Below are 13,729 nucleotides of genomic sequence, written 5' to 3' on the forward strand. Positions count from 1 at the left end.
TTTATGCCACCTTTTTAGTCAGACCGAGATAAGTTTCGATGACCTGAGGGTTGTGCTGAAGCGCGTCGGCGTTTCCTTCCAGCGCGAACTCGCCGGTCTCAAGAACATAGCCATAGTCGGAAATCTGAAGCGCAGCGCGCGCGTTCTGCTCGATCAACAGCGTTGCAACACCCGTCTGCCGAAGCGCGCTGATGATGTGGAAAATCTCCTTCACGATCAGCGGCGCCAAGCCGAGGCTCGGTTCGTCGAGCATCAGAAGTTGCGGCTTCCCCATTAATGCACGGCCAACCGCGAGCATCTGCCGCTCTCCACCAGACAAAGTTCCCGCCGCCTGCCTTCTTCGCTCCTTTAGACGAGGAAAAAGCTGGAACACGTGGTCGAGCTGATCGAGAAAGTTTCGCTCGCCGGCTTTCTTCCGCCGATATGCGCCCAGCACGAGATTGTCCTCCACCGCCATCGTCGCGAACAATTCGCGCTTCTCGGGCACAAGACACATTCCACGTGAAACGCGGCGCTCGATCGCCAATGCGGACACGTCTTCGCCAAGGTAACGCACCACGCCCTTCGCGTGCCCCGTTTGGGGCAACGCGCCCATGATCGCGTTAAGGAGCGTCGACTTTCCCGCCCCATTCGGCCCAATCACCGAAACGATTTGCCCCGCTCCGACGGTGAGCTTGCCATCGTGCAATGCTTCGACCTTGCCGTAGCGCACGGACAGGGCGTCTACCTGCAAGATCGGGTTCACAACTGCGTTCGATTCCTTCGCCATCACTCCACCCCGCCGAGATATGCTTCGAGCACCGCCGGATCCTTTTGGACATCCGTAGGCAATCCTTCTGCGATCTTCGTGCCGAACTCCATTACTACGAGCCGATCCGTCAGATTCATCACGAAATCCATATCGTGCTCGACAAGAAGAATGCTCATTCCCTCCGCGCGCAGCTTTCGCAGCAAATCGGCCAATTGCAACTTTTCTTGATAACGAAGGCCGGCGGCGGGTTCATCCAGCAGCAGCAGCGTCGGATCGCAGCACAGCGCCCGGGCAATCTCGAGAATCCGTTGTTGACCCAGCGCGAGGCTACCGGCTTCGCTATAGATATGCTTCTCCAGCCCGACGCGTTTGATCTGCTTCGCTGCCTCAGCCATCAGCCGCGCCTCTTCTGCCGCGTTCAGTCGCACGACACTGCGCCAGACGCCCGTGCTTCCACGCAAATGCGCGCCGATCGCCACGTTTTCCAGCACCGTCATCCCGGGAAGCATCTTCACGTGCTGGAACGTCCGGCCGATGCCGCGCTTGACGATTTCACGCGAAGTCAGCTTCTCGATACGCTCACCGTGGAAGCTGATTGCGCCGCTCGTCGCCTGAAGTACGCCGGTGACAAGATTGAAGGTCGTGGACTTCCCGGCGCCATTCGGGCCGATCAATCCGATGATTTCGCCTGCCCTCACCTCGAAGCTCACATCGTTCACTGCCACGAGTCCGCCGAACTGCTTGCGCGCCTTGTCGACGACCAGCAAGCGCTCCCCCACGTTGGGTTTGCTGCGCTGCGGCAAAGCATCGCCATGATCCGGCACGTGTGCACGCGGCCCGCGTGGAAACAGACGCGCCACGAACGGCCAGACGCCTTGCCGCGCGTATTGCAGCAGCAAGACCATCACCACGCCGAACACGATGATCTCGAAGTTGCCGTTCGCGCCGAGCAGCTTGGGCAGAAGCGTTTGCAGATAATCCTGCAGAACGGTGAGAATTGTCGCGCCGAGAATCGCACCCCAGACATGGGAGACGCCGCCGACCACCGCCATGAACAGGAACTCGATGCCGTGATTCAGGCCGAACGGCGTCGGGTTCACCGCCCGCTGCAAATGGGCGTACAGGAAGCCGGAAACGGCCGCGAGCACGGCTGCATAGACGAAGATGACTACGCGCATCCAGGCAGTGTTGACGCCCATCGCTTCGGCCATCGTGCCGCCGCCGCGCAACGCGCGAATCGCTCGCCCCGGGCGACTATTAAGCAGATTCTGAACAGAAATCACCGCAAGCAGTACCACGACCCAGATCAGGTAATAGATGCTACGGCCCGATTCCAGCTCCCAACCGAACACGTTGAGCACGGGAATTCCGTTGATGCCGTCGTACTTGCCGAGCAACTCCATGTTGCCGAAGAGGTAGAACAGCGAGAGTCCCCACGCGATCGTCCCGAGCGGCAGGAAATGTCCCGAAAGGCGCATCGTGATGAGACCGAGCAGCAGCGCGATGAAGGCCGTGAGCACGACGCCCGCGATCAGCGCGAGCCACGGCGAGACACCGTAGCGCGTCGTGAGGAAAGCCGTCGCATACGCGCCCACGCCGACGAACGCGGCCTGCCCAAAGCTCGTCATCCCGCCGATGCCAGTCAGCAACACCAGCCCGATCGCGACGATCGAATACAGGCCGATGTAGTTCAGCAGCGTGATCCAGTACTCGGGCACGGCGACCGGCCGCGGCAAGACCGGCAGCGCGAAGACGACAACCAGGAACAACCAGAAAAATCGATATCGATGCAGAAAGTTCATCGGCTTACTCCTCGTCCTCATCCGAATGCGGGCTTGCCAGGCTTCGCCACAGCAGGACCGGAATAATCAACGTGAAGACGATCACCTCCTTGTACGCGCTTGCCCAGAACGACGAATACGATTCGAGCAAACCCACGAGCAACGACCCTGCGGCCGCGAGCGGATAGCTCACCAGACCGCCCACGATTGCGCCTACGAAGCCCTTGAGGCCGATCAGGAAGCCCGAGTCGTAGTAGATGGTCGTGATCGGCGCCACGAGCACGCCGCACAGCGCGCCCAGGCCCGCCGCGAGCGTGAATGCGAGGCGGCCTGCCTGCGTCGTGCCGATGCCGACGAGCCGCGCGCCGAGGCGATTCACCGACGTCGCGCGCAAGGCCTTGCCGGAGATCGAGCGATCGAAATAGAAGTACAGCGCGACGATCAGCACGACGGCCGTCCCGACGACCCACAAGCTCTGCCCGGAGATCGACACGCTGCCCAGGTTGAACGTGGCGTCAGAAAACGCCGTCGTGCGCGAGCCTTCCGCGCCGAACATCACGAGCCCGAGGCCGACCATCGCGAAGTGCACCGCCACCGCCACAATCAGCAGCAACAGCGTGCTCGCCTCCGCGATCGGCTCATACGCGAGGCGATACACGAACGGTCCCATCGGCACGACGATGAGAAGCGTCAGCGCGATCTGCGCGATCATCGGCAGAGGCTGTGCGAACGCCGCTTGCGTGATGCCCCACACCGCGACGGGAAACAGCAGATACTTGCCCGTCAGCACTGCCAGTAAGCGCCCGATCTGGTGATATCGCGCAGGATGCCGAACGATGCCCGCGAGTTCCGCGACAAAGCAGCCGACGCCCATCGCGATGAGCAGATAGCAGGTCGCCGGCAGCTTCTGCGTCTGCAGTGCGGCCAGCGTGAGCGCGCCATACGCGACGAACTCGCCCTGCGGAATGAAAATGACGCGTGTCACGGAGAACACGAGCACCAGAGCGAGCGCGAGCAAGGCGTAGATCGCGCCCGTGGTGATCCCGTCCTGCGCGAGGATCGCCGCAATCGATAAGTCCATACTTCCTCTTCGAAGCTTCTTGTGAAACAGGCGACTCAAGAAACAGCCGCCGGAACATGGTCAAAGCGGCGCGCCGTTGCCGGTGCGCCGCCCATTCATCTCGAAATTAAGAAACGAGAACGCGCGATGAAGCGCGTCCTGTCGAGCTCAGTCGTTCAGCAATTTCCACTTGCCGTCGACGATCTGCACCATCACGCGGGCGCGATTGTCGAAGCCGTTGTGATCGGTCGGCGTCGTGTTCATGATCCCGTGCGACACCGGCAGGTCCTTCAGGTTTTCCAGCGCGGCGCGCAGCGCTTCGCGGAATTCCGGCGTGCCCGGCTGGCCTTTCTTGAGCGCCTCGGGAATCGCGCGCTGAAGCATCTGGCCAGCATCCCATGCATGCCCGCCGAAGGTCGACAGCGTGCCTGCGCCATACGCCTTCTCATACGCGTCCTTGTACGCGGCCGACGACTTCTTCACCGGGTTGCTCTCCGGCAACTGCTCGGTCACGAGCACCGGGCCGGCGGGCAGGATTTCTCCCTCGCAGTCCTTGCCGCACACGCGCAGGAAGTCGTTGTTGGCGACGCCATGCGTCTGATAGACCTTGCCCTTGTAGCCACGCTCCTTCAGCGCCTTCGCCGGCAGCGCAGACGGCGTGCCCGCACCCGCGATCAGCACCGCGTCCGGGTTCGCGCCCATCGTCTTCAAAACCTGGCCGGTCACGGACGTGTCCGTGCGGTTATAGCGCTCGTTCGTGACGATCTTCAGCTTGTGCGCCGTCGCCGCCGTATTGAACACGTTGTACCAGCCGTCGCCGTAGGCATCCGCGAAGCCGATGAAGCCCACCGTCTTCACGCCGTGCTTTTCCATGTAGCTCGCGATGGCATCGGCCATCAGCGCGTCGTTTTGCGGCGTCTTGAAGACCCACGCCTTTTTTGCATCCATCGGCGCGATGATCGCGGCGGACGCGGCCATCGAGATCATCGGCGTCTTGCCGGCGGCGGCCGGATCGATCATCGCGAGCGAGTTCGGCGTCACGGTGGAGCCGACGATCGCATCGACGTGATCTTCGTCGATCAGCTTGCGCGTGTTCTGCACGGCGCGGCTCGTGTCGGACCCGTCATCGAGCACGATCCATTCGACCGACTTCCCGCCGATTTCCTTCGGCAACAGTGCGACCGTATTTTTCTCGGGAATCCCGAGCGATGCGGCCGGTCCCGTCGCCGAGAGCGTCACGCCGATCTTCACCTGAGCGAGCGCCGCGCCCGCCCCGGCAAGCGCGCTGCCCGCGATGGCGAGCGCGATGCCCGTCCTGATCCATGCCTTCTTCGTTTTCATTGCTTGTCTCCAAACGCGACTTGCGGTTCACGCACCCCTGCGGTGCGCTGCTGCGAGTTGTTATCGATGCTGCTTCTCTGGCGCCAACCAAAGAGCCGCCCCAATCTATTTACCGCGTTACTGCGTGCCAAGGCTGGTTTTCCCTGACCGTTGCGCCGCCGCGATCGAGGCTTTGCGCCCTCTCCTTCGCGTCGCGGTTCCTGCTGCACGGCACAGAAAAAAAGGCGCGTTGTGTTGCTACGCGCCTTTGTTCTCCGAATCAGTTCACATGCGAATCCGTCAGTTGCCCGAGAGCTTCCACTTGCCGCCGACGATCTCCACCATCACGCGTGCGCGCTGGTCCAGTCCGGAGTGATCGTTGGGGCTCATGTTGAAGATGCCGTGCGATGCAGGCAGATTCTTCGTCTCTTCGATAGCCGCGCGCAACGCTTCGCGGAACGCCGGCGTGCCCGGCTGGCCCTTCTTCAGCGCAACAGGAATCGCACGCTGCAGAATGAGGCCCGCGTCCCACGCGTGACCGCCGAACGTCGACACGGAACCCGCGCCGTTGGCGCCTTCGTACGCCTTCTTGTACGTCAGCGCGGCTTGCTTCACGGGGTTGCTGTCAGGCAACTGCTCCGCGACGAGCAACGGGCCCGCGGGCAGGAACGTGCCTTCGCAGTCCTTGCCGCACACGCGCAGGAAATCGTTATTGGCGACGCCGTGCGTCTGATAGATCTTGCCCTTGTAGCCGCGCTCCTTGAGCGTCTTCTGCGGCAGCGCGGCCGGCGTGCCCGCGCCCGCGATCAGCACCGCGTCCGCGTTCTGCGACATCATCTTGAGCACCTGGCCCGTCACCGACGCATCGTTGCGCGCAAAGCGCTCGTTCGCGACGATCTTCAGCTTCGCCAGATCGGCTGCCTTCGAGAATTCCTTGAACCAGCTCTCGCCGTAGGCGTCGGAAAAGCCGATGAACGCGACAGTCTTCACGCCGTGATTCGACATGTGCTGCGCGATCACGGTAGCCATCAGAATGTCGTTCTGCGGCGTCTTGAAGACCCACGCGCGCTTGCTGTCCATCGGCTCGACGATGCTCGCGGCCGCGGCCATCGAAATCATCGGGGTGTGCGTTTCGGCCGCGATGTCGATCATCGCGAGCGAATTGGGAACGACCGTCGAACCGACCAGCGCATCGACGTGATCTTCGCTCGTCAGCTTGCGTGCGTTTTTCACCGCCTGGGTGGAATCGGTCGCGTCGTCCAGAACGATGTATTCCAATTTCTGCCCGGCGACTTCCTTGGGCAACAGCGCGACGGTGTTCTTTTCCGGAATGCCGAGCGAAGCCGCCGGTCCTGTCGCCGAGACCGTCACGCCGATTTTCACGTCCGCCAAAACCTGATTGCTGAATACCGCCGATAATCCCGCGACGGCCATTGCGACCGCCTTGCCGCGTAAAGCCAACTTCATTGATTTGCGCCCCGTAAATCGTGTTTTCTGCGTGAAGAATTGTCTGCGAATATGCCGTGTTTCGCGCCCGCTCTGAATCGCCGACCGGCGGGTCGGGAAATGCAGTTTAGCGGAGGAAACCGCCGTGCAGCAAGCGTTTTGAAGGTTTTCCGTGCCTTGCGAACCCCGGGAAAACCCGCCTTAAAAAAAATCCGCGGGGATTTATTCGTATTATCGACGGCAAATAAAAAAAGCGCTGTTGGACTCATCCAACAGCGCTTTTCGGTCGGGCACTTTGTGCCTCATGTCTCCTCGTTCTCCACCTCAAAAATCTGGGTGCAACAGAACTAGGACGCATGTTAAAGAACGCAACACTGCACGACAACCTAGCATTTACCCTAGTGGTGCACAAAAGCACCGCAACGGGGCGTATTTCTTGCAATTTAGCGCGCTTCTTTCAAATGCTCCATTCCTTCGTAATTCCAAATAAATCGCTCAGCCTTGAAGCGGCCGAACCCGCGCGATGATCTCTCCGACGATCCCGCGGCGGAAGGCGAGCACGCACGCGATGAAGATCACGCCTGTCACGATCGTCACCGATTCGCCCAACGAGTTGAACCACGACACACCCGTGATGCGCGCGATGCCGCTGCCGATGTCGCCGAGCCGGTCTTCGAGCGCGACGATGATCGCCGCGCCGAGCAACGGCCCGAACATCGTGCTCATGCCGCCGACGAGCGTCATCAGCACGACCAGGCCCGACATCGTCCAGTAGGCGTCGCCGAGCGTTTCGAAGCCGAGCACGAGTGTCTTCATCGCCCCCGCGAAGCCCGCGAGACCCGCCGACAAAACGAACGCCAGCAGCTTGTAGCGCGACGTGTCGTAGCCGAGCGAAATCGCGCGCGGCTCGTTCTCCTTGATTGCGATCAGCACTTGCCCGAACGGCGAATGCACGATGCGCACGATCAGCGCGAACGCGAGCAGCATCACGACGAGCACGACGTAGTAGAGCGTGATGTCGTTGCCCAGATCGATGACATTGAACAGCTTGCCGCGCGGCACGCCTTGCAGACCGTCTTCGCCATGCGTAAACGGCGCCTGCAGGAACACGAAGTACACCATCTGCGCGAGCGCGAGCGTGACCATCGCGAAGTAAATGCCCTGGCGCCGGATCGCGAGCAGACCGGCGACGAGCCCGAGCAGCGTCGCCGCCGCCGTGCCCGCGATTACGCCGAGCTCCGGCGTGAAGTTCAGCGACTGGATCGCATAGCCGGCGACATAGCCGGCGGTCGCGAGGAACATCGCATGACCGAACGACAACAGCCCGGTATAGCCGATCAGCAAATTGAATGCCGCCGCAAACAGGGCGAAACACAGCACCTTCATCATAAACAGCGGATACACGCCGACGAACGGCGCGACGATCAGGCCGATCAGCAACAGGCCGTAGAGCGCTTTTCTCTGCATCATTTTTCCTTGCCGAAGAGTCCTGCCGGGCGAATCATCAACACGATCGCCATGATGACGAAGACGACCGTCGCGGACGCTTCCGGATAGAACACGCGCGTAAAGCCCTCGATCACGCCGAGCAGCAGGCCCGTCAGTATCGAGCCCATGATCGAGCCCATCCCGCCGATCACGACGACCGCAAACACGGTGATGATCATCGACTGGCCCATGAGCGGCGACACCTGGATCACGGGCGCCGCCAGCACGCCCGCGAACGCCGCGAGCGCGACGCCGAAGCCGTAGGTGAGCGTGATCATCATCGGCACATTGACGCCGAATGCCTCGACGAGCTTCGGATTCTCCGTGCCCGCGCGCAGATAAGCGCCGATGCGCGTCTTTTCGATCACGAACCACGTCGCAAAGCACACGGCGAGCGACGCGGCGACCACCCACGCGCGATAGTTCGGCAGGAACATGAAGCCGAGATTGGTCGCGCCCGAAAGCAGCGACGGCACGTCGTAAGGCTGCCCCGAAGAACCGTAGATGGAGCGGAACACGCCTTCGATCACGAGCGTCAGGCCGAAGGTGAGCAGCAGCCCGTAAAGATGATCGAGCTTGTAAAGCCAGCGCAGCATCGAGCGCTCGACGACCACGCCGAACAGCCCGACCACGATGGGCGCGAGCAGCAGCATCGCCCAGTACGGGATGTTGAAATAGGAATAGCCCATCCACGCGAGCATCGCGCCCAGCATGAAGAGCGCGCCATGCGCGAAATTGATGACGTTGAGCAAGCCGAAGATCACCGCGAGCCCGAGGCTCAGGATCGCGTAGAACGAGCCGTTCACCAGCCCGAGCAACAGCTGGCTCATCATTGCGGCGAGCGGGATGCCGAATATTTCCATTGAACCTGCCGTCAGAAACGTGTTGACGCGGCTGCGACGGCGAAGCGGCCCTTCCGGCCGCCCGCCTCGCGACGCTTGCGCACTACCGAATGCTTACTTCCAGAGCTTGCAGCGCGATTCGGCCTTGGTGCCGAACGCCTGATCGCCCGGAATCGTCGCGGTGATCTTGTAGTAGTCCCACGGCTCCTTCGATTCCGACGGCTTCTTCACTTCCATCAGGTACATGTCGTGGATCATCGATCCGTCTTCGCGGATGTAGCCCTTCGCGTAGAAGTCGTCGATCTTCGCCTTCTTGAGCTGCGCCATGACCTTGTCGCTGTCGGTCGTGCCCGCCGCCTTCACCGCGTTCAGGTACGTCGTGACAGCCGAGTAATCCGCCGCCTGCAGGCTGCCCGGCATCTTCTTCATCTTGTCGAAGTAGCGCTTCGCCCAGGCGCGCGTCTTGTCGTCCTTGTTCCAGTACCAGCTGTCCGTCGCGACCAGCCCTTGCGTGGTTTCGAGGCCGAGGCTGTGGATGTCGGAGATGAAGATCAGCAGCGCGGCGATCTTCATCGACTTGGTGATGCCGAACTCCTTCGAGGCCTTGATCGCGTTGATCGTGTCGCCGCCGGCATTCGCGAGGCCGAGCACCTGCGCCTTCGAACCTTGCGCCTGCAGCAGGAACGACGAGAAGTCCGACGCCGACAGCGGATGACGCACTTCGCCGAGCACCTGGCCGCCATTGGCCTTCACGACGTCAGCCGTATTCTTTTCGAGCGCCTTGCCGAACGCATAGTCGGCCGTCAGGAAGTACCACGTCTTGCCGCCCTGCTTGGTCACCGCGGAACCGGTGCCCTTCGCGAGCGCCATCGTGTCGTAGGCGTAGTGGACCGTGTAGGGCGAGCACTGCTCGTTGGTCAGGTTGTCCGCGCCCGCGCCGATGTTGATGTACGGCGTCTTCTTCTCCGCCGCGACTTGCGCGCTCGAAAGCGCCGTCGCCGAGTTCGTCCCGCCGATGATCACGTTCACGCCGTCGCGGTCGATCCATTCGCGCGCACGCGATGCCGCGATATCCGCCTTGTTCTGGTGATCCGCATACACCACTTCGATCGGCTTGCCGTTCACCTTTCCGCCGAAGTCAGCGACCGCCATGCGAATGGCTTCGAGTCCGCCCTGCCCGTCGATATCCGCGTAGAGGCCCGACATGTCGGTGACGAAACCGATCTTCACCGTGTTGCTGTCGGCGGCGTTGGCGCTCGTGCTCATCACCGCCACACTCGCCGCCGCAGCCGCAAAGCACAGAATAGAGAGGCGCGCGAGGGTCTTCTTTTTCATTCCAGTCTCCATGAGTTTTGATTTGTTGCGGTATTACTGGTGTTGCCCTTCCGATGTGCCGCGCCCGGGATCGATTACACCCCGAGCAGTTCGTGCAGCACCGGCATCTTCGCTTCGAGTTCCCCCGCGCCGAAATGCTCGACGATGTTTCCGTGCTCCATCACGTAAAAGCGATCCGCGAGCGGCGCCGCGAAACGAAAATTCTGTTCGACCATGACGATCGTGTAGCCACGAGACTTCAGCATGAGGATCATGCGCGCGAGCGTCTGTACGATGACCGGCGCGAGCCCTTCCGAAATTTCATCGAGCAAAAGCAGATTCGCGCCCGTGCGCAGAATGCGCGCGACGGCCAGCATCTGTTGCTCACCGCCCGAAAGACGCGTGCCCTGGCTTGCGCGGCGTTCCTTCAGGTTCGGGAACATCGAGTAGATCTCGTCGAGCGGCATTGCGTCTTTTGCATGGCCGATCATCGGCGGCAGAAGAAGGTTTTCCTCGCAGGACAAGCTCGAAAAAATGCCGCGCTCCTCCGGACAATAGCCGACCCCGTAATGCGCGATCTTGTGTGTGGCGAGGCCGATGGTTTCATTTCCGCCGACGCGGATGGAACCCGTCCTTCGCCCGGTCAAACCCATGATGGCGCGCAACGTGGTCGTGCGGCCCGCGCCGTTGCGGCCGAGCAGCGTGACCACTTCGCCGCGATTTACCTTCAGGTCCACGCCGTGCAGGATGTGCGATTCCCCGTACCACGCCTGCAGACCCGATATTTCCAGCGCGGGCACATTGCCCGCCGCGCCGTTCGCCTCGCGCGAGCGGCGCTCCTCCACGATCGTACTCATGCATGCGCTCCGGTGAGCGCCGCATCGGCGCTGCCCATGTAGGCTTCCATCACGAGCGGATTCCTCGACACTTCCGCGTAGCTGCCTTCGGCGAGCACTTCGCCGCGCTGAAGCACGGTGATGGTGTCGGAAATGCCCGCGATCACGTTCATGTTGTGTTCGACCATGAGGATGGTGCGGCCCGCCGACACCTTCTTGATCAACGCCGTCACGCGATCGACATCCTCGTGACCCATGCCTTGCGTCGGCTCGTCGAGAAGCATCAGTTCGGGTTCCATCGACAGTGTGGTCGCGATCTCGAGCGCGCGCTTGCGGCCGTATGAGAGCTCGACGGTTCTCGTATCGGCGAAGTCGGTGAGGCCGACTTGCGTGAGCAGATCCATCGCGCGGTCGTTGAGGGCATCGAGGGAACGCTCGCTGCGCCAGAAATGAAACGACGTGCCCAGTTGCCGCTGCAAACCGATGCGCACGTTCTGGAGCACCGTCAGGTGCGGAAACACTGCGGAAATCTGAAACGAGCGGATGATCCCGCGCCGCGCGATGTGCGCCGGCCGCTCGCGCGTGATATCCGTGCCGTTGAAAACGATCTGCCCCGCGGTGGGTTCGAGAAACTTGGTGAGGAGGTTAAAGCAGGTCGTCTTGCCTGCGCCGTTCGGTCCGATCAGCGCATGGATCGAACCGCGGCGCACGCGCAGGTTCACGCCATTCACGGCCGTAAAGCCTTTGAATTCCTTCGTGAGCCCTCGCGTTTCAAGAATGGTGTCGCCGAGAATCATGTCCCCTTCCATGCGAAGTGAAGCGCTGGGCATATCCGTATTCGCCTGCGCCTTATTTTTTCTTTCCGCGCGCGCACCCGAACGTTGTCTCCATCCCGGTGCCGCTTCGCTGCTTGCATCGCTGTTGCGCCCGCACAAAGTGTGCACGAGGTATGCCGAGCATCACTAATTCCGGGGCCATTGTCGCGCCAATGATGCAGCGCAATCATTGGGATTTGCACTTACTAACGAATTGCTTGGAGTTTTACGCGTGCACGCATTAGGGGCACGGAGACTGCTTATGCGCTTTGCATATAAGCATTCCTCGGTGCGGCCTCATGCGCGCGCCAGTCACGCGTCATCCCGACGTCCCGGCATCTGACGCGCCCGTGTCACCGATCCGTCACGCAAGTGCGGTGGCGATCACTTCTTCCGCTTCGATGCCGCGCCTGTCCTCGCGGATCATCTCGCTCGCACGCTCGGCGATCATCAGGGTCGGCGAGTTCGTGTTGCCCGATGTGATGGTCGGCATCACCGATGCGTCGACCACGCGCAACCCGCGCACGCCGATCACGCGCAGGCGGCTGTCGACGACCGCGCCCGGATCGTTGTCCGTGCCCATGCGGCACGTGCCGACCGGATGGAAGATCGTCGTGCCGATCTTGCCCGCCGCTTCGACGAGTTCTTCCTGCGTCTGGAACTGGATGCCCGGAAGAATTTCCTTGGGCGCGTATTGCGCCAGCGCTGGCGCGCTGGCGATGCGTCGTGTGAGACGCAGCGAATTCGCGGCGACCTCGCGATCGCGGTCGGTGGACAGATAGTTCGGCGCGATCAGCGGCGCTGCGTGCGCATCCGGCGATTCGATATGCACGCTGCCGCGCGATGTGGGCCGCAAATTGCACACGGACGCGGTGAACGCATTGAACGAATGCAGCGGCTCGCCGAAACGTTCGAGCGACAAAGGCTGGACATGATATTGGACATCGGCGCGTGTGATCGACGCATCGTCGGGATTCGATTTGGCGAACGCGCCCAGTTGCGACGGCGCCATCGACATCGGCCCGCTTCGCATCACCGCGTATTGCATGCCGATAAAGAGCTTGCCCCACCAATGCGCCGACAGCGTATTGAGCGTGCGCACGCCATCGACCCTGTACGCCATGCGCAGTTGCAAGTGGTCCTGCAGATTTTCGCCGACACCGCGCAGGCTCTTCACGACATCGATGCCGAGGCGTTGCAGACGCGCGCCGTTGCCGATACCGGAGAGTTCGAGAATCTGTGGCGAATTCACCGCGCCCGCACTGAGAATTACCTCGATACGCGCACGCGCGAGGTAATCGACATCGCCGCCGCGATATTCCACTCCGATACAGCGCATGCCTTCGAACACGAGGCGTTGCGTATGCGCGCCGGTGATCGTCGTGAGGTTGGGGCGCTTCATCGCTTCACGCAGGAATGCTTTCGCCGCATTCCAGCGAATGCCGCCGCGCTGGTTCACTTCGAAATAGCCGACGCCGGTGTTGTCGCCGCGGTTGAAATCGTCCGTCGCGGGAATGCCGCTTTGCTGCGCGGCCTGCGCGAAGGTTTCGAGAATCTTCCACTTCAGGCGCTGCTTCTCGACGCGCCATTCGCCGCCCGCGCCATGCCATGCATTGCCGCCGCCGTGATGATCCTCGCTGCGCATGAAAATGGGCAACACCGAATCCCACGACCAGTTCGGATCGCCGCTGATGTGCGCCCAGTCGTCGTAGTCCTCGCGCTGGCCGCGCATGTAGATCATGCCGTTGATAGAGGAGCATCCGCCGAGCACGCGCCCGCGTGGATACGAAAGCTTGCGGCCGTCGAGACCCGGTTCTGCCTGCGTCTTGTAGAGCCAGTCCGTGCGCGGATTGCCGATGCAATACAGATAGCCGACCGGAATGTGAATCCAGTGATAGTCGTCCTTGCCCCCTGCTTCGAGCAGCAGCACTTTCACGTTCGGATCTTCGGTGAGGCGATTTGCGAGCACGCAACCTGCCGTGCCCGCACCGACGATGATGTAGTCGAACTCGCCTTCCAGCTTGCGTGCGTTCTGCTTCATGACGTGTCTCCTGACTTTGCCGTCTTGCGCGGCTT

11 protein-coding genes are annotated in these 13,729 nt (G+C 61.7%); all 11 read right to left on the minus strand.

What is annotated here, in order from left to right:
* Window position 1 precedes the first annotated feature (1 nt).
* Window positions 2-769, minus strand: coding sequence for an ABC transporter ATP-binding protein (locus tag NCT32_RS13640; protein WP_250477231.1), 768 nt, complete (start codon window positions 767-769; stop codon window positions 2-4).
* Window positions 769-2,553: an ABC transporter permease subunit gene (locus NCT32_RS13645; protein WP_061116598.1), complete on the minus strand. Its 1,785-nt coding sequence runs from the start codon at window positions 2,551-2,553 to the stop codon at window positions 769-771. Before NCT32_RS13645 ends, NCT32_RS13640 begins: the two co-directional genes overlap by 1 nt.
* Before the next feature lie 4 nt (window positions 2,554-2,557).
* A complete protein-coding gene (locus NCT32_RS13650; RefSeq protein ID WP_061116599.1) occupies window positions 2,558-3,613 on the minus strand; it encodes a branched-chain amino acid ABC transporter permease in 1,056 nt (351 codons plus the stop codon).
* 147 nt (window positions 3,614-3,760) lie between these two features.
* Entirely contained in the window at window positions 3,761-4,933 is a 1,173-nt protein-coding gene (locus NCT32_RS13655; RefSeq protein WP_061116600.1) for an ABC transporter substrate-binding protein, read from the minus strand.
* 279 nt (window positions 4,934-5,212) lie between these two features.
* Window positions 5,213-6,379 carry an ABC transporter substrate-binding protein gene (locus NCT32_RS13660; protein WP_250490408.1) on the minus strand — a complete coding sequence of 389 codons (1,167 nt, stop codon included), beginning with the start codon at window positions 6,377-6,379 and terminating at the stop codon, window positions 5,213-5,215.
* Between the two features lie 474 nt (window positions 6,380-6,853).
* Complete coding sequence (locus NCT32_RS13665) at window positions 6,854-7,825, minus strand: branched-chain amino acid ABC transporter permease (protein WP_061116912.1); 972 nt, start codon at window positions 7,823-7,825, stop codon at window positions 6,854-6,856.
* Complete coding sequence (locus NCT32_RS13670) at window positions 7,825-8,709, minus strand: branched-chain amino acid ABC transporter permease (protein WP_061116602.1); 885 nt, start codon at window positions 8,707-8,709, stop codon at window positions 7,825-7,827. Before NCT32_RS13670 ends, NCT32_RS13665 begins: the two co-directional genes overlap by 1 nt.
* Window positions 8,710-8,802: 93 nt before the next feature.
* A complete protein-coding gene (locus NCT32_RS13675; protein WP_250477233.1) occupies window positions 8,803-10,023 on the minus strand; it encodes an ABC transporter substrate-binding protein in 1,221 nt (406 codons plus the stop codon).
* Between the two features lie 74 nt (window positions 10,024-10,097).
* Complete coding sequence (locus tag NCT32_RS13680) at window positions 10,098-10,859, minus strand: ABC transporter ATP-binding protein (RefSeq protein WP_250477234.1); 762 nt, start codon at window positions 10,857-10,859, stop codon at window positions 10,098-10,100.
* Window positions 10,856-11,635: an ABC transporter ATP-binding protein gene (locus NCT32_RS13685; protein WP_061116913.1), complete on the minus strand. Its 780-nt coding sequence runs from the start codon at window positions 11,633-11,635 to the stop codon at window positions 10,856-10,858. Before NCT32_RS13685 ends, NCT32_RS13680 begins: the two co-directional genes overlap by 4 nt.
* Window positions 11,636-12,017: 382 nt before the next feature.
* Complete coding sequence (locus NCT32_RS13690) at window positions 12,018-13,694, minus strand: GMC family oxidoreductase (protein WP_061116605.1); 1,677 nt, start codon at window positions 13,692-13,694, stop codon at window positions 12,018-12,020.
* Between the last annotated feature and the right edge of the window lie 35 nt (window positions 13,695-13,729).

Source organism: Caballeronia sp. INML2 (assembly GCF_023631365.1).
Lineage (GTDB): Bacteria > Pseudomonadota > Gammaproteobacteria > Burkholderiales > Burkholderiaceae > Caballeronia > Caballeronia turbans.